Annotated in this window: 22 protein-coding genes and 1 pseudogene; 15 read left to right on the top strand and 8 right to left on the bottom strand. The window is 67.8% G+C overall.

What is annotated here, in order from left to right; genetic code table 11:
* Nucleotides 1–87: 87 nt before the first annotated feature.
* The 3 genes from B1818_RS19410 to B1818_RS19400 all read right to left on the bottom strand — a co-directional run bounded on the left by B1818_RS19410 (nt 88) and on the right by B1818_RS19400 (nt 2,480).
* Nucleotides 88–465 (bottom strand): VOC family protein, encoded by a 378-nt coding sequence (locus B1818_RS19410; protein ID WP_078113702.1) that lies wholly within the window; start codon nt 463–465, stop codon nt 88–90.
* Between the two features lie 274 nt (nt 466–739).
* Nucleotides 740–1,171 carry an iron chaperone gene (locus tag B1818_RS19405; protein WP_247449795.1) on the bottom strand — a complete coding sequence of 144 codons (432 nt, stop codon included), beginning with the start codon at nt 1,169–1,171 and terminating at the stop codon, nt 740–742.
* A gap of 109 nt (nt 1,172–1,280) precedes the next feature.
* Nucleotides 1,281–2,480 (bottom strand): NAD(P)/FAD-dependent oxidoreductase, encoded by a 1,200-nt coding sequence (locus B1818_RS19400; RefSeq protein WP_078113701.1) that lies wholly within the window; start codon nt 2,478–2,480, stop codon nt 1,281–1,283.
* A 113-nt stretch (nt 2,481–2,593) separates the two neighbouring features.
* Between B1818_RS19400 and B1818_RS19395 the strand changes: the two genes are divergently transcribed.
* Nucleotides 2,594–4,255 (top strand): ABC-F family ATP-binding cassette domain-containing protein, encoded by a 1,662-nt coding sequence (locus tag B1818_RS19395; RefSeq protein WP_058252457.1) that lies wholly within the window; start codon nt 2,594–2,596, stop codon nt 4,253–4,255.
* Nucleotides 4,256–4,261: 6 nt separating this feature from the next.
* On the opposite strand, the gene B1818_RS19390 is transcribed toward B1818_RS19395, so the two are convergent.
* Entirely contained in the window at nt 4,262–5,632 is a 1,371-nt protein-coding gene (locus tag B1818_RS19390) for an LLM class flavin-dependent oxidoreductase (protein ID WP_078113700.1), read from the bottom strand.
* 176 nt (nt 5,633–5,808) lie between these two features.
* Here B1818_RS19390 and B1818_RS19385 point away from each other — a divergent pair, with 176 nt between their 5' ends.
* Together B1818_RS19385 and B1818_RS19380 are read left to right on the top strand one after the other, a co-directional pair.
* A complete protein-coding gene (locus tag B1818_RS19385) occupies nt 5,809–6,180 on the top strand; it encodes a helix-turn-helix transcriptional regulator (RefSeq protein WP_058252459.1) in 372 nt (123 codons plus the stop codon).
* A gap of 3 nt (nt 6,181–6,183) precedes the next feature.
* Nucleotides 6,184–6,669 carry an SRPBCC domain-containing protein gene (locus B1818_RS19380; RefSeq protein ID WP_078113699.1) on the top strand — a complete coding sequence of 162 codons (486 nt, stop codon included), beginning with the start codon at nt 6,184–6,186 and terminating at the stop codon, nt 6,667–6,669.
* A gap of 3 nt (nt 6,670–6,672) precedes the next feature.
* On the opposite strand, the gene ygiD is transcribed toward B1818_RS19380, so the two are convergent.
* Nucleotides 6,673–7,548, bottom strand: a complete 876-nt coding sequence (gene ygiD / locus B1818_RS19375; RefSeq protein WP_078113698.1) for a 4,5-DOPA dioxygenase extradiol — start codon at nt 7,546–7,548, stop codon at nt 6,673–6,675.
* A 94-nt stretch (nt 7,549–7,642) separates the two neighbouring features.
* Between ygiD and B1818_RS19370 the strand changes: the two are divergent.
* The 6 genes and pseudogenes from B1818_RS19370 (at nt 7,643) to B1818_RS19345 (ending at nt 13,734) form a co-directional block, all read left to right on the top strand.
* A pseudogene (locus B1818_RS19370) lies at nt 7,643–8,878 on the top strand (serine hydrolase domain-containing protein).
* Nucleotides 8,879–8,946: 68 nt separating this feature from the next.
* Nucleotides 8,947–9,546, top strand: coding sequence for a DUF1707 domain-containing protein (locus B1818_RS19365; protein ID WP_058252553.1), 600 nt, complete (start codon nt 8,947–8,949; stop codon nt 9,544–9,546).
* Between the two features lie 229 nt (nt 9,547–9,775).
* The gene (locus B1818_RS19360; protein WP_223259000.1) at nt 9,776–10,519 is read left to right on the top strand and encodes an ABC transporter permease; all 744 of its coding nucleotides are present in this window, start codon (nt 9,776–9,778) and stop codon (nt 10,517–10,519) included.
* A 40-nt stretch (nt 10,520–10,559) separates the two neighbouring features.
* Nucleotides 10,560–11,348, top strand: coding sequence for an ABC transporter ATP-binding protein (locus B1818_RS19355; protein ID WP_078113697.1), 789 nt, complete (start codon nt 10,560–10,562; stop codon nt 11,346–11,348).
* Between the two features lie 32 nt (nt 11,349–11,380).
* Nucleotides 11,381–12,454, top strand: a complete 1,074-nt coding sequence (locus B1818_RS19350; RefSeq protein ID WP_078113696.1) for an ABC transporter substrate-binding protein — start codon at nt 11,381–11,383, stop codon at nt 12,452–12,454.
* Between the two features lie 185 nt (nt 12,455–12,639).
* Nucleotides 12,640–13,734 carry an LLM class flavin-dependent oxidoreductase gene (locus tag B1818_RS19345; RefSeq protein WP_078113695.1) on the top strand — a complete coding sequence of 365 codons (1,095 nt, stop codon included), beginning with the start codon at nt 12,640–12,642 and terminating at the stop codon, nt 13,732–13,734.
* 36 nt (nt 13,735–13,770) lie between these two features.
* On the opposite strand, the gene B1818_RS19340 is transcribed toward B1818_RS19345, so the two are convergent.
* Nucleotides 13,771–14,817 (bottom strand): PHP domain-containing protein, encoded by a 1,047-nt coding sequence (locus B1818_RS19340; RefSeq protein ID WP_078113694.1) that lies wholly within the window; start codon nt 14,815–14,817, stop codon nt 13,771–13,773.
* A gap of 91 nt (nt 14,818–14,908) precedes the next feature.
* Nucleotides 14,909–15,253, bottom strand: coding sequence for an Lsr2 family protein (locus B1818_RS19335; RefSeq protein WP_058252466.1), 345 nt, complete (start codon nt 15,251–15,253; stop codon nt 14,909–14,911).
* A gap of 1,088 nt (nt 15,254–16,341) precedes the next feature.
* Here B1818_RS19335 and B1818_RS19325 point away from each other — a divergent pair.
* The 6 genes from B1818_RS19325 to B1818_RS19300 all read left to right on the top strand — a co-directional run bounded on the left by B1818_RS19325 (nt 16,342) and on the right by B1818_RS19300 (nt 21,883).
* A complete protein-coding gene (locus tag B1818_RS19325; RefSeq protein WP_058252467.1) occupies nt 16,342–17,199 on the top strand; it encodes a rhodanese-related sulfurtransferase in 858 nt (285 codons plus the stop codon).
* Entirely contained in the window at nt 17,199–18,257 is a 1,059-nt protein-coding gene (locus B1818_RS19320; RefSeq protein ID WP_078113692.1) for a GTP-binding protein, read from the top strand. The genes B1818_RS19325 and B1818_RS19320 overlap by 1 nt, the downstream gene beginning before the upstream one ends.
* A gap of 197 nt (nt 18,258–18,454) precedes the next feature.
* Complete coding sequence (locus B1818_RS19315; RefSeq protein ID WP_078113691.1) at nt 18,455–19,477, top strand: N-acetylmuramoyl-L-alanine amidase; 1,023 nt, start codon at nt 18,455–18,457, stop codon at nt 19,475–19,477.
* Nucleotides 19,478–19,560: 83 nt separating this feature from the next.
* A complete protein-coding gene (locus tag B1818_RS19310; protein WP_058252469.1) occupies nt 19,561–20,484 on the top strand; it encodes an SDR family oxidoreductase in 924 nt (307 codons plus the stop codon).
* Nucleotides 20,481–21,278 carry a fructosamine kinase family protein gene (locus tag B1818_RS19305; RefSeq protein WP_078113690.1) on the top strand — a complete coding sequence of 266 codons (798 nt, stop codon included), beginning with the start codon at nt 20,481–20,483 and terminating at the stop codon, nt 21,276–21,278. Before B1818_RS19310 ends, B1818_RS19305 begins: the two co-directional genes overlap by 4 nt.
* A 20-nt stretch (nt 21,279–21,298) precedes the next feature.
* Entirely contained in the window at nt 21,299–21,883 is a 585-nt protein-coding gene (locus B1818_RS19300) for a nucleosidase (RefSeq protein WP_065631068.1), read from the top strand.
* A gap of 3 nt (nt 21,884–21,886) precedes the next feature.
* Here B1818_RS19300 and B1818_RS19295 read toward each other — a convergent pair whose 3' ends face one another.
* The gene (locus B1818_RS19295; protein WP_078113689.1) at nt 21,887–22,789 is read right to left on the bottom strand and encodes a DUF6542 domain-containing protein; all 903 of its coding nucleotides are present in this window, start codon (nt 22,787–22,789) and stop codon (nt 21,887–21,889) included.
* Between the last annotated feature and the right edge of the window lie 4 nt (nt 22,790–22,793).

Here is a 22,793-nt window from a genome sequence, read left to right as displayed (position 1 = left end):
ACCTTGGGAGATTACCGCGCTTCGATGGGGGCATCGCCGGGTTTCATGCGACCGAATGAGCGACGTCCGGCGGACGGGTCCGGACGTTCACAGGAGCGCGGGCGGTGGGTATTTCGGTTCGTACAGCGTGATCTCCCCGGCGCCGGGGACCTTGACCCGGACAGTCACGCCCCAACCCTCATCGGTCGGTGTGCCGGCGAACTCGGCGCCCCGGCCGGCGAGTTCGCGCATGGTGGAGTCGAGATCGTCGCACATGAACGACACGTCGAACTTCTGATCGGTGCGCCCGGCGCTTCCCTCGTGCTCCCAGGCATTCGGGTGGGCTCCGAGTTCGCTGGGACCGGTCTGGAAGATCAGCCAACCGCCGCCCGTGTCGACGTGCGGGAAGCGCAACACGTCGCGGAAGAAGGCGCGGGCGGCGTCCGGGTCGTCGCAGTAGATCAGTGTGTGCACCGCGGTGATCATGGCTGTCAGGGTAGTCGGCCGCGGAGCCGAACCGGCGTTGTTCGCAGAAGCCGGAACCGGCTCCCAGCGCTGAATCTCCGTCCCCGTGAGTCGGCGCGAAGGGCAATATACCCTTCAAACCTGTTGAGGGGGAGGCAAATTCGCTGGGAGGACGATCCCGCGCCGGTTGCTGGCCCTTCGTGGCTCGTCGCTAACGCTCCTCACACCTCCGGGAGCAGGGCTGGGACCTGCGGGTTTACAGTCTTTCGGATGAGGCAGTAAGGGGAAGGTCAGCTCACCGCCTTCGCGACCAGCGTCGCAATGGTCTTCTCGGCCTCGGTGTCCAGGGTGCTGACCGCGAACGACGTCGGCCAGAATCCGCCGTCGTCGAGGTTGGCGTTCTGGGTGAATCCGAAGGTGGAGTATATCGCTCCTTGTCGTCGTGCCCGCTGCGGAAGAAACACACCACCTTGCCCTTCAGCGCGTAGGCCGGTTGTCCGTACCAGAGCTTCGGTGCGAGGTCCGGTGCGGCCGTGGTGACGATCGCGTGGATGCGTTCGGCCAGCGCGCGATCGGCCGGGTCCATGCTCTCGAGCTTCGCGAGCAGATCGAGTTCCTCGGCCGCCTTCTTGTTCCCGCGCCTGCGGGTCTTCTCCATCTCGAGTTCCGCGGCGCGCTCCTTCATCGCGGCCCGTTCCTGATCGGAGAATCCTCCAGAGCTGCCCATTCGCGTTCCCTTCGCGGTCGACGGCCTCGGGGCCGAGGCAGCTCTCACGGTAGTGCGGCGGGTCTAGGGGCTTCTCGATTCCGAACCGGTCACAGGTCTCGACGCGGACTCACACCCGCCCTCGCAGGATCGCGTTCCAGTACAGGCGCGGGAGGGCATATCGGTCGAAGGCCCACGCACTCCGGCGCGGTTTGAGCGGGTCGATGACCGACGGCAACGACGACGTGATGGTCCCGTCGCGGTCGAACTCGGCGGCGATGAGATGATGTGCGTCCGTCGCGATCGGAGCGACGGTGTACCCGTCGTAGGCGGTGAGCTCCTCGCCGGCCCGCGCGGCCGCGATGTTGTCGGCGAGCACCGAGATCTGCCGTCGCAACCCGCCGCCCGACGGGTCGGTCGCGATCGCGGCGCCGTCACCGGCTCCCCAGATGGACGGATGGGTGCGGTGACGCAGCGTGTGGGGATCGATGTCGACGAGCCCCCGGCCGCGGGCGCCGGCCAGGTCCGAGTCGGTCACCAGGTCGGCACCTCGGAAGGGCGGGACGAGGTGCAGCATGTCGTAGTACACATCCTGGGTGTCCGAGCCGGTGACCACGGTGACCCGGCGATCGACCGGATGCAGTCGTACGGAGCTGTCGAGCAGCACGCGGACGCCGAGTTCGTCGAGGCACTCCGAGAGGCGGGCGTCGAGGGCCGCGACGCCGAGCAGATGGGGCCGGTCGACGGTCATGGTGATGTCGAGCGACTCGAGGATTCCTCGACGCCGCCAGTGGGCGGCGGCCAGGAAGAGTGGTTTGAGTGTGGTCCCGGTGCAGCTGACCGGCGGACGCGGGACGGTGAACACGGCCCGTCCACCCCGCGGCATCGAGGTGACGAGATCCCAGGTCTGTTCGGCCCGGTCGAGATAGTTGCTGGCCACCGCCGGGTCGGCGATCGCGAGCTCGATCCCCGGCATCGCGTCGTGATCCGGTACGAGTCCGACGGCCAGGACGAGGTCCCGGTAGCCGACGTCGGCGCCCGAGACGCAGCGGACCGTCCGCTTTCCCGCGTCGACGACGACGGCGGTGTCGCGCAACCACGTCACCCCGTCCGGCGTCACCGATCGCTGCGTGCGCTCGGCGTCCTGCAGCGTCGCCTGACCTCCGCCGACGTAGGAGAGCAGTGGGCGGTACGTGTGGACGGCCTGCGGTTCGATCACCGCGACATCGGTGACGCCCAGGCGCAGCAGTCGCGCCGCCGCGCTGAGGCCGGCGTTTCCGCCGCCGACGATGACGACGTCGAAGTGTCGGGTCTCGCGAGATGAGGTCATGCGGGTCAATACCCGGCCGGGCGCTCGGGAAAACCGGGGGAGCCGGCTGCCGCGTGCCGGAGCCGCCTCGGCCGGGTCCTCGTGGTCCGAGAGCTGGGTGCGACCATGGACCGATGACCGCCACGCTCGTCGCCAAGGACGTCGCCGGGGGATATGCCCACCGCGTCCTCTTCGACCACCTCGATCTCACGGTGGCACCCGGCGACGTGATCGGCGTGGTCGGTGCGAACGGTGCCGGGAAGACCACGCTGCTGCGGGTACTCGCCGGTGATCTCGCGCCCCTGGAGGGGACGGTGACCCGTGCACCGTCCGACGCTTTCGTCGGATGGTTGCCGCAGGAGCACGAACGGGTTCCCGGTGAGGTGGTGCGCGCGTACGTCGCCCGCCGGACGGGGTGCGCGGCGGCGACGACCGCGATGGACGCGGCGGCGGACGCGTTGGCCGACCCCGACGCCGCGGCGCCGGGAGATCCGGCCGAGACGTATGCGGCCGCGCTCGACCACTGGTTGGCCACCGGGGCGGCCGATCTCGACGAGCGGCTGCCCGCGGTCCTCGCCGACCTCGGGCTCGGTGACGGTGTCATCGACCCGGATGCCACCCTGATGGCGGATCTGTCCGGCGGCCAGGCCGCCCGGGTCGGGCTCGCCGCGCTGCTGTGCTCGCGCTTCGACATCGTGCTCCTCGACGAACCGACCAACGACCTCGATCTCGACGGTCTCGCGCGCCTGGAGGAGGTCGTGGCCGGCATGCGGGGCGGCGTCGTCCTCGTCAGTCACGACCGAGAGTTTCTCGCGCGCAGCGTCACCCGGGTGCTCGAACTCGACCTCGCGCAGCACACCAACACCGTGTACGGCGGCGGCTACGAGAGCTACCTCGAGGAGCGTGCCGTCGCCCGACGTCACCGTCGCGAGGAGTACGAGGAGTTCGCGGCCAGGAAGGCCGACCTCGTCGCACGCGCTCGGACCCAGCGTGAATGGTCGAGCCAGGGTGTCCGCAATGCCATCCGGAAAGCGCCGGACAACGACAAGATCCGACGCCGCGCCGCCACCGAGTCCAGTGAGAAGCAGGCGCAGAAGGTCCGGCAGATGGAGAGCCGGATCGCTCGGCTCGACGAGGTCGCCGAACCGCGCAAGGAATGGGTTCTCGAGTTCACCATCGGGTCCGCGCCGCGCTCCAGCTCGGTGGTCGCCACCCTCAATGAAGCGGTCGTGCGACAGGGGGATTTCGTGCTGGGCCCGGTGTCGTTACAGGTGAACGCCGGCGAACGCATCGGCATCACGGGCCACAACGGTGCCGGCAAGACGACGCTGCTGCGGCTACTGCTCGGTCGCGTCGAACCCGACGAGGGGACCGCGCGACTCGGTGCCAACGTCGCGATCGGCGAGATCGACCAGGCGCGTGGCCTGTTCACCGGTCCCCGGCCGCTGGCCGAACGGTTCGAAGCGCTGGTCCCCGAATACTCCACCGCGGACGTGCGGACGTTGCTCGCCAAGTTCGGCCTGCGGGCCGATCACGTGGACCGGCCGGTCGGAGAGCTGTCACCCGGCGAACGCACGCGGGCCGGACTCGCCCTGCTGCAGGCGCGGGGCACCAATGTCCTTGTCCTCGACGAGCCGACCAACCACCTCGACCTGCCGGCCATCGAACAACTCGAGTCCGCTCTCGATTCCTACGACGGCGCAGTGCTTCTCGTGACCCACGATCGGCGCATGCTGCAGAACGTGCGCGTCGACCGGCACTGGGACGTCGACGGCGGCCGGGTCGGCGAGCGCTGAGTTCTCTCAGCCCGCGAGCCGGGTGTCTACCCCACGCACGTCCGCGGGCAGATCCTCCTCGGCGCTCCCGAGCCCGAGGTGCTCGCGCAGGGTCGTGCCCTCGTACTCCGTGCGGAACAGGCCGCGGCGCTGCAACTCCGGCACCACGTAGTCCACGAAATCGTTGAAGGTGCCCGGGGTTTGCGCACTCGACACGATGAACCCGTCGGCCTCACCGCCGGTGAAGGACTCCTCGATCTGATCCGCGACATCGGCGGCCGTGCCGACGAACTGCGGCAGCAGGACTCCCTGGGCGTAGAGCTTGCCGATGTCGCGGAGGGTGAGACTGTCCCGCTCGGAGAGGCGTCGGGCGACGTCGAACAGCCCCTGTGTGCCGCTCACCTGGACGTCTTCGACGGGAGCGTCGAGATCGTAGGCGGAGAAGTCGTGGTCGGTGTGAACCGACAGCGTGATCAGGCCGGAGATCGGATCGGCGAGTTCGTTGTGGAACGCCTGCTTCTCCCGGGCGATCGACTCGGTCTCGCCGATGAACGGGATGAACGCCGGGAAGATGTTGACGTGGTCGGGATTTCGGCCGAAGTTCACCGCCCGCGACTTCACGTCGTCGTAGTAGGCCCGGCGTCCCTCCGGGGTCGGGTCGATCTCGAAGATCGCCTCCGCCCACCGCGCGGCGAAGTCCTTGCCGGTGTTCGACGACCCCGCCTGGATGAGTACCGGGCGATGCTGCGGTGAGCGGGGCTGGTTGAGCGGACCCCGCGTGCGGTAGTGCGTGCCTTCGTGGTCGACGGTGTGGATCTTCGACGGATCCGCCCAGACGCCGGACTCCTTGTCGGCGGTGACGGCGTCGGCATCCCAGCTCGACCACAGCTTGATCGCCGTGCTGACGAACTCCTCGGCACGCACGTACCGCTCGTCGTGTCCGACGTGGTCGTCGAAGCCGAAGTTCTGCGCCTCGGCCTGCGACAGCGACGTCACGATGTTCCACGCGATCCGTCCACGGGTGAGGTGATCGAGGGAACCGAAGACGCGCGCGAGTTCGTAGGGGTGAAAGTAGGTGGTGGACTTGGTGACCGCGATACCGAGTCGCGTGGTGACGGCGGCGATGCTCGCCGCGACCAGGCTCGGATCGATCGTCGCGGCGGCCTGAGTGCCGCGCCGGAAGGGTTCGGACTGGTTACCGCCGAACCGGACCGGTGCGGCGAGCAGGTCGGCGAAGAAGGCGAAGTCGAACTTGCCGCGTTCGAGGATGCGGCCGACCCGGTGGTAGTGGTCTGGCCCGAAGTAGTCGGTCTCCGAGCCGGGATGACGCCATGCGGCGTGCGAATGGGTGACGGGGGAGGCGATCAAGAAACCACCGAGGTGGAGCTGACGGGTCACGAGTGGGGTCCTTCGGGTTCGGGATCGCGGAGTCGGTCCGGTGGCGGCGACGCGCGACGGGTGCAGCGAGACGGTCGGGACAAGTCAAGGCGCAGGGTCCGCCGGAGGCCAGGGTTGAGCCCGTCGTGATCGCAACAGACCCTTGACATACAACCAATTGGTTGTATGTTTGAGGCGTGGCCGAGAATGCAGGCGAACCGACAGACGAGGATCGGGCCGACGCCCTGTTCCACGCGTTGTCGGACCGCACCCGTCGTGACATCCTGCGACGCGTGCTCGCCGGCGAACACTCGGTCTCGGTGCTCGCCGCGAAATACGACATGAGCTTCGCGGCGGTACAGAAGCACGTCGCCGTCCTGGAGAAGGCCGGTCTGCTCACCAAGCGTCGTTCCGGACGCGAGCAGCTGGCCAGCGGCGATGTCGCGGCAGTGCGTTCGGTGGCCTCGATGCTCACCGAGCTCGAAGCGGTGTGGCGTGGTCGTATCGCCCGCATCGACGATCTACTCACGCTCGAATCACCCTCACCCACAATCACACCGGAGGAATGAACAATGCCTGTCATCGATGTGACACCCGACCTGGACGCCCGGACGATCACCATCAACGCCGAGTTCGCGGCCCCGATCGAACGGGTGTGGCAGATCTACGCCGATCCGCGTCAGCTCGAGCAGATCTGGGGCCCGCCCACCTATCCGGCGACCGTCGTCGACCACGACCTGCGCCCGGGCGGCAAGGTCACGTACTACATGACCAGTCCCGAGGGCGAGAAGTTCGGCGGCTACTGGAAAGTCGAATCGGTGGACGAGCCCACCGGCTTCACCTTCCTGGACGGCTTTGCCGACGGGGACCTCAACCCGATCACCGACATGCCCGAATCCCGCAATTCCTACGCATTCACCGAGACGGACGGTAAGACCGTCGCCACCTTCATCAGCACCTACGACTCGGCCGAGGCGTTGCAGAAGGTGCTCGACATGGGAGTCGTCGAAGGTGCGTCGTCGGCGATCAACCAGATCGACGAGTTCCTCGCGGCCTGAGGGTCACAGGTTCGAGTTGAGTGTCGGAAACCCCTCGGGCAGTTCGGCAGCCGGGCCACCGGCGCCGGACCCCGTGGGCTCGACCTCCAGCCCGTGCGTGTAGGCGGCCATCGAGATCGACCCGGCGGCATGGCCGTCCACGAGCAGATTCAGCGGGGCGTCCCCGGCGAGTCCGGCGATGTACAGCATCGGCAGATAGTGGTCCGGGGTCGGTACGGACTTGTCGAAGTCGGGATGTCCGTCCAGACTCAGCACACTCGACGGCTTGTCCAGCAACACCTCTCGGGCCGCATCGTCGAACCGGTGGGCCCAGTCGAATCCGCTGTCGGGCTTCGCGAAGTCGACCGCGCGTAGGTTGTGCACGATGTTGCCGCTGCCGATGATCAGCACACCCTGGTCGCGGAGCGGGGCGAGCCGGCGGCCCAGTTCGTAGTGGTGTTCGTGGTCCTTGAAAGCGTTGAGCGACAACTGGAGTACGGGTACGGACGCATCCGGGAACGTGTGCACCAGCACCGACCACGTGCCGTGGTCGATACCCCAGCTGTCGACGTCGTGACCGCACCACGTGGGTTTGACGACATCGGAGACCATGTCGGCGACATCCGGGTCGCCCGGGGCAGGGTACTCCACGTCGAAGAGGTCCTGCGGGAAACCGTAGAAGTCGTGGATGGTCCGTGGCCGTGGCATCGCCGTCACGGCGGTGGCGTTGGTGTACCAGTGCGCCGAGATCACCAGGATCGCTCGCGGTTTCGGCACCGATGCACCCAGAGCGGCCCAGGCCTCGGTGTACTTGTTGCGCTCCAGGGCGTTCATCGGGTTGCCGTGACCGATGAACGCGACCGGCATCGTCCCCGAGCTCGTCGCGTCTACCGCTGACATCGTCGCCTCCTCCGGCCGATTGCGGACGGAGTCGACGCTACTCCGGAATCGACGAAGTCGCCGACAGGGGTTCGGCGCCCGTGAAAATTCGACAATGCACAAGCGCTGGTCAATGCTGATTGCCGCGGTCCTCGCGATCGTTCTGGCGGCGTGCGGCACCGGGGGCGGTGCCGAACCCGCGTCCTCGTAGGCGTCGTCGTCCAACCCGCAGCAGGCGGCGCAGATCGAGTAGATCGTCGAAGGACTGATGGAGTCCCAACACCTCAAGTCGGTGATCGTGCGTGTCACCGACGACGGCCAGGAGGTGACCACCAAGGCGTTCGGCGAGTCGCAGACCGGTGTACCCGCCACCGCGGACATGCACTTCCGCAACGGGTCGGTCGCCATCGCCTACGTCGCGGCGGTGCTGTTGCAACTCGTCGACGAGAAGGCGGTCGCCCTCGACGACATCATCGCGACATGGGTGCCCCAGATCCCCAACAGCGACCGGGTCACCCTCCGGCAACTGGCGACGATGACGTCGGGGTATCAGGACTATGTGCTCGGCAACGACGCGTTCGAGATCGAGGAGCTGACGAACCCGTTCAAGGCGTGGACGACCGACGAGATGTTGTCCTACGCGGTGAACAAGCCGCTGCTCTACGCGCCGGGGACGAACTGGAACTACGCGCACACCAACTACGTGATCCTCGGCCTCGTGCTGGAGAAGATCACCGGTGAATCGGTCGCGGATCTACTCCGGCAGCGGATCTCCGAGCCGCTCGACCTCGACAAGACGGTGTCGGATCTGACGGCGGTGATCCCGGAACCCGCCCTGCATGCCTACTCGTCGGAACGCCGCGGGATTCTGAACCCTCCACCGTCGACGCCGTTCTACGAGGAGACGACCGGCTGGAACCCGTCGTGGAGCATCACCCACGGTGCGATCCAGACGTCGAACATCTACGACGTCGAGGCGACGGCCCGGAAACTCTTCGCGGGGGAGACGCTGTCGGCCGAGGGCTACGACACCATGGTCTCCACCCGGCTCCGCGGCGTGGCGCGTCCGCTGGCCGGTTGCTCGACGTGCCGGCCGATGAACGAGGAGTACACCTACGGCATGGGAGTCGTGCTGACCGGCGGCTGGATCGTGCAGAACCCGTTGTTCAACGGCTACGCGGCGGTCGTCGGGTATCTCCCGTCAGAGAAGATCGCCATCGCGGTGGCGGTGACCTACGACGCCGAGGCGTTCGGTCCGGACGGCTCGTACGCCAACGGCGGCAATCCGATCTTCGCGCAGATCGGCGCCCTGATGGCCCCCGACTCCGCGCCACCGATCCCGCGGAACTGACGCCGCCGCGAGCCCCGGCCGTCGTGCTGCGAAAACCCACCCAGCGCGGGTGCCATAAGGTGGCAGGTATGGTCGACCGCCTCCCCGACGACGATCTACGGGTCGGAAACCCGGAACGCGAACGGGCCGTGACTCTTCTCAACGACGCCTTCTCGTCGGGATATCTGGAGATCGCGGAGTTCGAGGACCGGTCCGGTCTGGTGTACGCCGCCAAGACCCGCGCAGACCTGCGAGCCGTCCTGGAACACCTGCCGAACGCCGGTCGCCTGTTCAACGAGCCGGGCCAGGCCGTAGCCGCGACCCCGGCCGTCGCCGTCCCTTCGGCCGGGCCCGTGCACCTCGCGGCCGAGTGGGAGACGGTTCGACGCAAGGGCACGTGGCATGTTCCGCCGTCGACGCTGGTCACCGGCAGCATGGGCACCGTCGACATGGACTTCACCCATGCGACGTTCCCCGGGCCGTCGACGATCCTGCAGCTGCAGGTCTCCATCACCACGGTGAAGCTCCGGATCGGCCCCGATCAGGAGATAAGGTACGGCGACCTCCAACTCTCCGGATGGTCGAAGGTGAAGGACAAGGCCGGCGCACCGACGCGTCCGGGCGGACCGGTGATCGAGCTGACGGGGTCGGCGTCGGGGATGACCGGCATCGTCATCAAACGGAGCTGACGCACCGAACGGTATCGACCGGGGCTGACCGCTCGCCGTTACGCGAACGCTGGGCGGGTGGCCTACTTGTGCTCACGCTGAACTCAACGGTGTCGCGAGTGTTTCCCGATTCGTAACGTTGCCGCACGTGGCCGACCGAACACTCAGTATCAGCGCGCCCGGCGATCCGCGGGCGGTGGACCCGGGGTCGTCCGACTCCCCATCGGCCAAGGCGGGCCGGTCGTCCCGGCTGCACACCATCCTGCGCGCGCTGTCACCCATCGCCGTTCTCGTGCTCTGGCAGGTGGGCAGCGCACTGGGGATCATCCCGCAGGACAAGCTGCCCGCACCGTCGCTGATCGCCGAGGCCGGGTGGGAGGTCCTGAACAACGGACAACTCCTCGACGCCATCGCGGCGTCGGCGCAGCGGGTCGCGATCGGACTGACGATCGGCGTCGCGGTTGGGATCGGTCTGGGCCTGCTGGTCGGCCTGAGCAAGTTCGCCGACTCGGCCATCGACCCGAACATGCAGGCTATACGCGCACTTCCGCTCTTCGGTCTGATCCCGTTGTTCATCCTGTGGTTCGGCATCGGCGAGATGCCCAAGGTGCTGCTCGTGTCCCTCGGCGCGCTGTTCCCCCTCTACCTGAACACCTCCGCCGCGATTCGCCAGATCGACGGCCGCCTGGTGGAAACCGCTCGCGTGCTGGGCTTCTCGCGGCTGACCACCATCCGCGATCTCATCATCCCGGGTGCCATGCCGCAGATCCTGGTCGGTCTGCGCCAGGCCCTGGCGATCGCATGGCTCAGCCTCATCGTCGCCGAGCAGATCGCGGCCACGTCCGGGCTGGGATACCTGATCAACAACGCGCGCGACTTCCTGCGCACCGACATCATCTTCTTCGGCCTGATCGTCTACGCCGCACTGGGTTTGATCACCGACGCCATCGTGCGTGCGCTGGAGCGCTACACGACCCGATACCAGAACCGGTGAGGCCCCCAACCCGCACATCCCGAGTCTAGGAGGCCCTACCATGACCGCCATCGCCACCCGCGATCTCGAGGTCCCGTCCGCCGACGACCTGGTCGACCCCGCCGGATACGCCGCGGAAGTCGAGAACGCGAGCCTGAGCTACGGGGACAATCTCGTGTTGCGGGACGTGACCCTACGGGTCGGGGCGCACGAGATCGTCGCGCTCATCGGACGCAGCGGCAGCGGCAAGTCGACGCTGCTTCGCCTGCTGGCGGGCCTGTCGCAGACCGAGTCGGGTAGCGTCCGGACCGCCGGTCACCCGGCGGTGTCCTTCCAGGAGCCGCGACTCTTCCCCTGGCGCACCGTCTTACAGAACGTCGCCTTCGGCCTCGTGCGCGAGAAGGTCGGCAAGTCACAGGCCCGCGAACGCGCGCGCCGCACCCTCGACGAGGTCGGCCTGAGCGACAAGACGGCTGCGTGGCCCGCGCAACTCTCGGGTGGTCAGGCGCAACGGGTCTCGCTCGCCCGTGCGCTCGTGGCCCGTCCGCAACTGCTGCTGCTCGACGAGCCGTTCGGCGCACTCGACGCCCTCACTCGGCGCACGATGCACGAACTGCTCATCTCGCTGTGGCGCGACAACGGGTTCGGTGCACTCCTCGTCACCCACGACGTCGACGAGGCGTTGCGGCTGGCCGACCGCGTCGTCGTCCTGGCCGGTGGCGAGATCGTCGAAGACCTCACCGTGCCCCGTCCACGTCAGGCCGGCGACGTCGATGATCTCGACTCCGAGATCCCGCGCCTGCGAGCCGAATTGCTGACCGCACTCGGCGTCGCCGATCCGGCGCGCTGACCCTCCCGTTCCCTGACCGAAAGCCGATCTCGATGACACACCACCATCTTTCCGTGCGCGCATCCCGGCCCCGACGGCGCCGCGTGCTCGCCGCCGTGCTGGCCACCGCCGCCATGACCCTGAGCCTCGCGGGCTGTGTGCAGCGGGAGGACACCGCCGAATCGATCGCGAACGAGACGGTCGACGTCGCCTCACTGCAGGACCTGACCCTCCGAGTCGGAGACCAGAAGGGCGGCACCGAAGCCCTACTGCGCGCCTCGGGCGAACTCGAGAAGCTCCCGTTCACCATCGAATTCTCCACCTTCACCTCCGGCCCGCCGCAGATCGAGGCCGCCACCGCAGGCAAGATCGACTTCGCGGTCACCGGGAACACGCCGCCCATCTTCGGCGCCGCGGCGAACGCGAAGGTCAAGATCGTCACCGGGTACGCGAACAACGCCAGCGGCGACGCGATCCTGATCCCGGGAACGTCGACACTGGCCTCGGTCGCCGACCTCAAGGGCAAGAAGGTCGCCGTGGCGAAGGGCAGCTCGGCCCACGGACATCTGCTGCTGCAACTGAACAAGGTGAATCTGACCCTGGGGCCCGGCAAGGACGTCGAACCGGTCTTCCTTCAGCCCGCGGATGCGTTGTCCGCGTTCACCTCCGGGAACGTCGACGCATGGGCGATCTGGGACCCGTACACCGCGATCGTCCAGCTCGAGAACAACCCGAAGACGCTCGTCACGGCCGAAGGCGTCTCGAACGGTTACGGTTTCGGGATCGCGGGCGACGAGGCGCTGGCCGACCCGCGTCGCAACACCGCGGTACGGGAACTGGCGCTCGGGATCGCGCGGGCCGCCAACTGGGCCGAGGCCAACCCGGAAGAGTGGGCCGAGCAGTACTCCGCCGAGGTCGGAATCGACCCGCGGGCCGGCGCGATCGCCCAGGGCCGCAGCCTCCGACCCGCGATCGCACTCGACGACAGCGTCGTGGCGTCGGAGCAGGAGCTCGCCGATGCCTTCGCCGACTCCGGGCAACTCCAGGGGCAGGTCGACTTCGCGACGTTCGTCGACAACCGCTACGACGAGGCCCTGGCACCGCTGTTCGGCACGCCCCAGTCCTAGTGGTGCGTCTCGGAAATAAGTGACTGGTCTCCGGCGCTCGATCGGCGCCTGGCTGCGTTGTCGTCGGTCGAGATAGCTCCGCTATCCCTCCCTCCTCCGCCTTGCCAGACCACCGATCGCTCCACCGGATACCGGCCACCTATTTCCGAGACACACCACTAATGATGCGAGAAGGGAACACGCCCATGAGCCATTTCCATTGGTTTCTGCCGACCGCCGGTGACAGCCGCGGGATCGTCGGAGCCTCACGTGCATCGGCGACGAAACGGCACCCTCCGGGTTACCGTGCGCCAGACCTGCCGTACCTGATCGATGTCGCACGCACCGCCGATCGGCTCGGCTACGAGAGTGTCCTGACCCCGACCGGAACCTGGTGTGAGGACGCGTGGCTGACCACGGCCGCCGCGATCACCCACACCGAGCAGTTGACCTTCCTCGTCGCATTCCGCCCCGGGCTGATCTCGCCGACCCTGGCCGCACAGCAGGCGGCGACGCTCCAGCGATTCTCGGGTGGACGGATCGCGGTCAACATCGTGACCGGCGGTGACGAGGTCGAGCAACGCCGGTTCGGTGACTGGGTCGACCACGACCGCCGTTACGCGCGCACCGACGAGTTCGTGCAGATCGTCGACCGGCTCTGGTCCGGTGAGACCGTCGACTTCGACGGAGAGTTCTACCGTATCGCCGGGGCGTTCCTCGCGGATCCGCCGACCGATCCACCGCGGATCTACTTCGGCGGGTCGTCGGACCCGGCACTGACCGTTGCGGCCTCGCGTGCCCAGGTCTACCTCACGTGGGGCGAGCCGCCGGCGGTGGCCGGAGAGAAGATCGCGGAGGTGGCGCGACGCGCCGAGACGGTCGGCCGGTCACTCGAATACGGTGTGCGGCTGCATGTCATCGCCCGCGAGACCTCCGAGGAGGCGTGGCGGGTCGCCGACACACTGCTGCAGGGGATCTCCGACGACGAGATCGAGACCGCGTTCGCCCTGCACTCGGTCTCGGACTCGACCGGTCAGCGTCGGATGGCCGAACTCCACGGCGGACGTCGCGATGCGCTCGAGATCCATCCCGGCTTGTGGGCGGGGGTCGGGCTCATCCGTGGGGGAGCCGGCACCGCGCTCGTCGGCAGCTACGACGAGGTCGCGGCGCTGATCGGCGAGTACGAATCCGAGGGCTTCTCCCACTTCATCCTGTCGGGCTATCCGCACATCGAGGAAGCGCACTGGTTCGCCGAAGGCGTGCTGCCGGTGATCCGAGACCGGGTCGACGCCCTGAGCTGACAGCGTTCTGGACCGCTCGGGCCCCACCGGGACAGCTCAGCGGGCGAGCCACTCCGACAACCGGTCCGACGACCATGTCGTGACGATCCGGTCGGGGTCGATGCCGTGGTCGACGGCCCGCCGCGCGCCGAGGATCTTGAAGTCGAGTTGCCCGGGTGCGTGGGCGTCGGAGTCGATCGCGAACAGGCAGCCTGCGTCGTCGGCGATCTCGATCAGTTCGTCGGGCGGGTCGACCCGCTCCGGACGGGAGTTGATCTCCACGATGGTGTCGTGGGCCGCGCAGGCGGCGAACACGGCCTCGGCGTCGAAGGTCGAGGGCGGGCGGTGGCCGCGCCCGCTCAGCACTCGCCGGCCGGTGCAGTGGCCGAGGACGTGAACCCGTGGATCAGAGACCGCGGCGATGAGCCGGTCGGTCATGGCGTCGTGCGCCATGCGCAGATTGGAGTGCACGGACGCGGTCACGACGTCGAGCCGGGAGACCATCTCGTCGGTCTGATCGAGCGTGCCGTCGTCGAGGATGTCGATCTCGATTCCACGGAAGAGACGAAAGTGGCTGCTGTGACCGGTGTTCCAGTTGTCGATCGCCTCGATCTGGGCGGCGAGCCGTTCCGCGCTCAGTCCGTTCGCGACCGTGAGGCGCGGCGAGTGGTCGGTGATCGCGAGCCAGTCGTGGCCGGAGGCCTCCGCAGCCGCGGCCATCTCGTCGATGGGCGCGCCGCCGTCGCTCCAGTCGGTGTGGGCGTGCAGGTCGCCGACAACGGCCTCCACGAGGCCCTCGGCGCCGTCGGGGGCGAGGGGTGGATCTTCGCCCTGCAAGCGCGCGAGGTACCCCGGTAGCTCACCGTCGGCGGCCTCGGCGATGACCGCCGCGGTGGTCTTGCCGATTCCCTTGATCGCGGTGAGAGTGCCGGCGGCAGCCCGCGCGTGTAGCGCGGACGGGTCGAGTCCGGCGGCCGCCTGCCCGGCGCGGCGGAAGGCCTCCACGCGGTACGTGCTCTCCCGACGCCGCTCGAGCAGCCACGAGATGCGCTCGAGTGCGCGAATCGGGTCCACCGGAGCCGACAGCGGGGTCAGGGGCCTCATCGGCGAACAGCCCTTTCAACGCCTGTTGCCCGGCACGCGAAAGGCGGCCGGGCAACAGGTCTCATGTGTGATGACGGTCAGGTCTGACCGATCAGTGTGCGGCTTCGAAGGCCTCGATGATGCTCTGTGGGATGCGACCGCGATCACTCAGTTCGTAACCTTCGCGGATGGCCCACTCGCGAATCGCCTTGGTGGTCTCCTTGTTGCGTCCGCCCCCGGTCGCAGTCGACGCCGTTGCGGTGCGCTTGGTCACGCGACCGGTCTGGCGGGAGATGTCGAGGTACTTCGACAGCGAATCGCGGAATTGCTGCGCGTGCTTCGACGAAGTGTCGAACTCGTAGTTCTTTCCATCGAGTGACCACCGGACGGTTTCGTACTGATCCAGCACCTTACCGTCGAGATCGTCGATGACCTGAACGATTTCCTTTTTCGCCATGAATTGCTTGTCCCCTCGAATTGTGTCATCCGACCAAGACGGACGTGCAAGGCCCGAAAACCTGCGTCCCCCCGTTTTGATCTATTCCAACTGTGCACAGCTTAGCCTCAAACCATGAGTACTTGCTGAGAACCCCCGCCTAGACCATAAATCATTGAATAGCGTTAGGGAAGTCGAGACACGTCCGTTTGTTGACAAGTCGGATCCATGCTGGTCTCGACGGCGGGTTACGCGCAGTGGCGGTCCGGTTCGAAGTAGGTGTGGTCTAGCTCGTGGGCACAGTCCCGGTCGTCCGCCGGGACGATTCGTCCGATTCCTCGGGCGACACGCTCACCAACGCTTCGGGCGCCCGATCTGCTGCATAGATGGTTTGGTAACCGTTCGGGGTGATTGCGAATCCTGATTGAGAACGCGATTCGAGACAGAACATTCCGACGGTCTCAACGAGACAAGAGAATCGTGATATCGAAATTGTGCGACCGAAGTCGACAATCGAACTGCGATACAGAACGGGATATCGATTGGCGCACGCACCGCGCTGCGGTCCATCCGGTCCCAGGACGGCATAATCGCGGGCCCAGTCACAGGCGCCCGAGTCGGACGACGGGCGTTCCGCCGAGGAATCGTCGTCCGCATCCTCATCGATCCGACAGGCGAGGGCCGACGAACCGTTGGTACCGGTCGAGCAATTCACCGCCCGATCCGGCGTCGAGAAATGGAAACCGGACGAGTCCTGCAGCGGCGAATCCTCCGTCACCGAGCCCTGGTGGAAACGCGAGTTGTCGACGCGTGGTGCCATTGCGACGACTCGCCCGATTGTCCAGTCGGGCAGATTCCGCGCCGAGTCCTCGCCGGTGGTCGATGTCGTCGACGAGGACTCGATTTCGGTCACCGTCGACAACTCGTCGGTGGGCGGAATGACGATTCGGGACGGGCCGGAGTCCGACGGCAGGGAGCATCCGGCGAGTGCGACCGAAACGGTCAGAGTCCCGATTGCCGCGGTTGCGCAGATCACGCGCAGAAATCGGCGGTCGCGGGACCGTGATGTGGATTCGGGGCGGGGTCGCCGATTTCCGTACCCTTGCACTGTGCCGACCCCCAAGATCGTCTTGTTCTACGTCTTCGTTCCGCTGCCCGATCCCGAGGCCATCCGGTTGTGGCAGCTGGCGGTGTGCGAGTCGCTCGGGGTCCGGGGCAGGATCATCGTGTCACGCCACGGGATCAACAGCACCGTCGGTGGCGACATCGCCGCGGTCAAACGCTACGTCAGGACGACCCGCGCGTACCCCGGGTTCGCGGGGGCGGACATCAAATGGTCCGACGGCACGGGCCGGGACTTCCCGCGGTTGAGCGTGCGCGTCCGGCCCGAGATCGTGACCTTCGGGGTTCCGGACGAGATCGAGGTCGACGAGAACGGGGTCGTCGGCACCGGAACCCGGCTGAGTCCGGAGCAGGTGCACGAGCTCGTGGACGCCCGCGGCGACGACGTGGTCTTCTTCGACGGGCGCAACGAGATCGAGGCAGAGGTCGGGCGATTCGCCGACGCGGTCACGACCAAGGCGCGGACCACCCGGGACTTCGTGCCGTTGATCGAGAGCGGCGCGTTCGATCATCTCAAGGACCGGCCGATCGTCACGTACTGCACGGGCGGCGTGCGCTGCGAGGTCCTCAGCACGGTGATGCGGAACCGCGGGTTCGCCGAGGTCTACCAACTCGACGGTGGCATCGTGCGTTACGGCGAGCGGTACGGCGACGACGGGCTCTGGCAGGGTTCGCTCTACGTCTTCGACGACCGCATGGGCGTGGAGTTCTCCGACCACGCGGAGGTGCTCGGCCGCTGCGTCGAATGCCGTCGTCCGACGAGCAATGTCGCCAATCACCCCGATCGGGACGGCCGCGACCTCGCCGTGATCTGTGCGGACTGTCTGGAACCCGACCGCCGGTGATGAGCGCTGCGAAGACCCCCGATCGCCGCGGTCCGGTTCCGGTCGTCGTGGTGGCCGGGTATCTGGGTTCGGGAAAGACGACACTGCTCAATCATCTGTTGCGGTCTGCCGGGCGCACCGGCACCCGTTTGGGCGTGCTGGTCAACGACTTCGGCAAGGTGAACATCGACGCGCTGCTCGTCTCGGCGCAGGCGGACGGCACGGTGAGCCTCGGGAACGGGTGCATGTGCTGCACCGTCGACACCGACGGCCTCGCGGACGCGCTCACCTCGCTGGTTCGTCCGAGCGCGGGGATCGACGCCATCGTGATCGAGGCGAGCGGGATCGCCGAACCCAAAGCGCTCATCCGGATGGTGACGTCGGTGGCGGACGCACGACTCCGCTACGGCGGACTGGTCTACGTGGTCGACTCCGCGCACGTCGAGGAGGTGCGCGGTACGCATCCGGAGCTGGACTCGCACGTCGCGATCGCCGACCTGGTGCTCGTCAACAAGGTCGACCTGATCCCGGATGAGTCCCGACGCGTCGTCGAAGAGCTTGTCGCACAACTCAATGCGACCGCACCGCGGGTGGCGACCCGGAATGCCGCGATCGATCCGGCGCTCCTGTTCGATGTCGTTCAGCGCGACGTCGCGCAGGCTCGGTCCGGCCAGATGGCTTTCGACGAGTTGCTGCTCGACGACGCGGGTCACGCTGACCACGAGCATCTGCACGCTGAATACGAGTCGGTGTCGTTCTCCAGTGACCGGCCGATGGATCCGCGGCGCCTGGCGCGATTTCTCGAACGTCCGCCCAATGGGTGTTTCCGGATCAAGGGAATCGTCCATTTCGACGAACCGAGGCATCGGCAGCGGTTCGTCGTGCACGGAGTCGGCGGCTTCGTGCGCGTGATGCGTGAATCCTGGGAAGGGCGGCGTCCGGCCACCGAACTCGTCGCGATCGGGCGCGGTCTCGACGAGGCGGCCGTGCGCGCCGAGCTGGAGGCCGCCGTCGCCCGACCGGAGGGCGCTGCGGACGAGAACGGCATCCTCGGAATCCTGCGGCACCTGGCGGACTGACCCGCGACACGCTCGACACGCCGATCGGAGAGGTCACAGCTCCCTAACGAAATGCCGTTGTCCCAGGACGACCATTTCGGAATCCCGCATTCGTTTGTTTCACTGTTATGTCTGTGACCAGTGTGACCAGTGGTACTCAACGGGAGGGAGTGAGGCAAGTGACCAGCGCCTCGGCGCGTCGCGGCCTCGACAGCGCAATGTTCCGAAAGACGACAGCCCAACGCCTTGCCACGATCGGCTTCGCCATGGTGGCCGCCACGTCGATGGCGGTCGCCTCGAATGTGGCCGCGGCACCCGCCGAAGCGGCCCCCGCCCGCGGGACGGCACTGGCGGGGAAGACGATCTTCCTCGACCCCGGTCACCAGGCCTCGGCCGCCGGTCACGACCTCAGGGCACAGGTGCCGGACGGGCGCGGTGGCAAGAAGGACTGCCAGACCAGCGGCGCGACCGGTGTGAACGGCGCCAAGGAGCACACGGTCAACTGGCAGATCGGGCAACTCGTGAAGGCCGGCCTCGAGAGCCAGGGGGCTCGTGTGGTCCTGAGCAGGCCGGACGACACCGGCTGGGGCGGTTGTGTGGACGAACGCGCCGCCGCCGCCAGCCGCTCGGGCGCCGCGGTCGCGGTCAGCCTTCATGCCGACTCGACGGCGCGGGGAGCCGACGAGTCCAAGAAGGGCTTCCACATGATCGTGCCGTCGCTGCCGGTCCCGGATGCCACCGTCGACCGCGTGCAGTTCGGCGAGGGACGCAAGGCCTCGACCACCATGCGCGACGCCTTCGTCAAGGCCGGGTTCCCCTCGGCGAACTACGCCGGTGTCCGCGACGGCATCCAGACCCGTCCGGACATCGCCGCGGTGAACCTGACCAAGGTCCCGGCGGTCTTCATCGAGATGGGCAACCTCGCCAACCCCGGTGAGGCCAAGGCGCTCGCCGGCCGGGACGGTCAGGTCAAGTACGCCATGGCGATCACCGACGGCATCCTGAACTACGTCAACGGGAACGCCGCCACCGGAGCGGGCCCGGCGCCGTCGGTGCCGACGGACGACGCCAGCGGACTGTCCTCGGTCATCCCATTCGTCGAGCAGCTCCTCGCCACCGAGGACCCCGAAGCCGTGGCGCGGCTGCTGATGACCCAGGGCCAGGACGTGTCCGCACAAGTGCTCAAGGCGATGCTGACCATCGTCTACGCGCTCTTCGACGGGAAACTGCCGATCGGCTGACGTCGCCGGCGCGCGGCCCGATCCGGCGTGGGCGATCCGTCGATCGGCTGAGGTCCGCCGCGGCGGACGGCTAACCTCGCGTCATGGGTCTCAGAGAGCTGCTGTTCATGGACACCCCGGTGCCGTCGCTGCGTGGCCGCAAGGTCCTCATCACCGGTGCGGCGAGCGGAATCGGCAGGGCCACCGCCCAGGCCGCCGCTGCCCGGGGCGCCGAACTGGTGCTCACCGACCTGCACGCGGATCAGCTCGACGAGGTCGTCGCGGCCATCACCGCGGCCGACGGAACGGTCCTCTACCACGTGGCCGGGGACGTCTCGGACTTCGACTGGGTGGCCGGGTTCGCCCGCCAGGTCGACGCCGAGGTCGGCGTCATGGACGTGGTGATGAACATCGCCGGGATCTCGGCGTGGGGAACGGTGGAGAATCTCGAACACCGGCACTGGCGGAAGCTGGTCGACGTCAACCTGATGGGGCCGATCCACATCATCGAAAACTTTGTGCCGCAGATGATCCGACGAGGACGCGGCGGACACATCGTGAACGTGTCGTCGGCCGCCGGCCTGTTGGCGCTGCCGTGGCACGCCGCATACAGCGCCAGCAAGTTCGGGCTGCGGGGCGTGTCGGAGGTTCTTCGATTCGATCTGCGGCGTCACGGGATCGGGGTGTCGCTGGTGTGCCCCGGCGGGGTGGACACGCCGCTGGTCGACTCCGTGGAGATCGTCGGCATCGACCGCGAGAACCCGCGGGTCAAGGCCGCCATCAACGGATTTCACAAGGTCGCGGTGTCGCCCGACGTGGCGGCGGCGGCGATCCTGACCGGGATTCGCAAGAACCGCTTCATGGTCTACACCTCGTTCGACATCCGGTTCGGGTACTGGTGGGCGCGAAAGTTCGCACTGCCGTATGAGATCGCGATGCGAGTCGCCAACGATCGTTTCGACCGGCTCGCGCGAGTGAGTGCGAAGAGTCTCGAGGCGACGGCGACCGACGAGCATTCCTCCCGGTGAGTCCCGCCTTCACCAAGACGCTGCGCGAGAGCGGCCCGCGGGGCGGTCATCCCGACTTCTTCGCGGCCGAAGCCGCCGGGTTGCGTTGGCTGTCGGCGTCGGGAGCGCCTGTCGTACAGGTGATCTCGGTGAGCGAAGACGCAATCGAACTCGAACGCCTCGAACGCGGTCGGCCATCGCCCGGAGCGGCACGGGAGTTCGGGGCCGCGCTCGCTCGGATGCACGACGCGGGCGCCCCGCAGTTCGGTTCCCCGCCTGCCGACGCGGACGGAACACCGTTCTCCGGTCAGCTGTTCATCGGTCGCCGAGAGTTGAGCTCGGTCGAATACCGGTCGTGGGGTGAGTTCTATGTCCGGGAACGGGTGGAACCGTATCTGGCCCCGGCACGCGCGGCCGGGAACCTCACGACCGAGGACGAGGACGCGGTCCGCGACGCATGTGTCCTGATCGCGGACGGCGTGTTCGACGACGACGAGGGGCCGGCACGCATCCACGGCGACCTCTGGAACGGGAATGTGATGTGGACTCCGCGGGGCGTGGTGATGATCGACCCGGCCGCGCACGGCGGTCATCGGGAGACCGATCTGGCGATGCTCGCATTGTTCGGGTGCCCGCACCTCGATGCGGTCCTCGACGGCTATCGAGACGCGCACCCGCTCGTCCCCGGCTGGCAAGACCGCGTCGACGTCCACCAACTGCATCCGCTCGCCGTGCACGCGGCCGGCCACGGACCCGGATACGGCTCGTCGCTGGGCCGCGCGGCGCGGGCGTCCGCCGCGCTCGCCCGCGGCTGACACACGCCATAATCGTCGGCGTGACTCACAACGCGCTGCCCCGACCCGGTGTCCTCGTCGTCTCGGCGACGCGGGCCGAGGCCAGACATGTGCCGCCCGGGATGCGGGTGCTCGTGACCGGCATCGGCAAGGTGCGCGCGACGATGGCGCTGAGCCGGGAACTCGCCGGCGGGGCGCCGGTCTCCGAGGTCATCAACATCGGTACCGCGGGGGCCCTGCGCGACGGTGTGAGCGGCGACGCCGAGTTGGGTCTGTTCCTCCCGTCGGCCGTGCTCGAGCACGACATCAGCAGCACCGAATTACGGGCGATGGGTTACGAGATGACCGACCGCTGGGAGCTACCCGGCGGTGACGGAACGGTGCTGGCGTCCGGGGACACCTTCGTCGCGGATCCGGTTCGTCGGCGCGAACTCGCCCGGCATGCCCACCTCGTCGACATGGAGGGATGCGCGGTCGCCCACGTGAGTGCCGAGTTCGGCGTGCCCTGCCGCCTGATCAAGGCGGTCACCGACAACGCGGACGAGGGTGCGATGGAGTGGCCCGCGCTCGTCGACGCCGCAGCGCGTCGGCTGGGGCGTTGGCTGGAACGCAACGTCACGAGCTGAGGCTCAGGACCGAGTGTCGGCGACTCCGGCCGGGGGGATGTCGGTTGCCGACTCATACGTCGGGATGTCCGTGCGTCGCGGCGCGGGCGTGGCGTCCGACGGCGTGAGGTCGGGGGCCGCGAGGTCGGCGACCGTCGGTCGCGGCGCGCCCGTTGCGGTACGAGAACCCTTCGTCGCCGAGCGGGACGTCGCGGACGGCCGGTCCGGAGCGCCGGTCGAACGCGGTTTCGCCCGCGATCCCGGCGCGGCCTTGGTCGACGGCGAAGACTGCGCTGCCGATCGGTTCTTCTCGGGAGACGCCGACGGGGCCTCGGTGGCGGCTCCGGACGAGCCGGCTCCCTTGGCGCGACGATGCGTTGCCGCGCGGCCCGAGGGCCGGTCGGCATCGCCGCTCCCGGCCGCGGACCTGCTCGGGGGCGTCCGGCCCGCCCTGTCGCGACCCGCGGCCCGGCGTTTCGCCGGCTCGGCGGCCTCGCGGGTCAGGAACCACCGGGCGAGCACGATCCCCAGGGTCACGAGGAACGTCGTCAACATCCAGGGGAAGTCCGCCGCGATGGGGAGCAGGACATTGAAGACGAGGCTCTTCAGCCCCGACGACGCCTGCTCGGAATTGAGGCCGTACAGGGTGACGATGCTGACGAAGAAAGCGATGAGCGGGGGCTGCGCGGCGGCGGTGAACAGGGCACGACGACGCACCGCCAGCGCGGCGATCACACATCCGACGAGGTAACAGAACTTGTAGATCGAGCCCAGCGAATCGTTGCTGCCGGCGTCGATGGCCGCACCGAGGCCCGTGATCCCGGTGGCCAGGAGAACGGCGCCCCACCACGGCACACCGCGGACCGCGGGCAGTACCGACTGCTGGTCCAGTGGTACCGCGGTTTGGAGACGTTGCGGGAAAGGCACATGG

This window comes from Gordonia sp. IITR100 (genome assembly GCF_002009645.1).
Taxonomy (GTDB): Bacteria; Actinomycetota; Actinomycetes; order Mycobacteriales; family Mycobacteriaceae; genus Gordonia; species Gordonia hongkongensis.
Note: the sequence above shows the minus strand (reverse complement) of the source record. Positions and strands in the feature narration are given on the sequence as shown.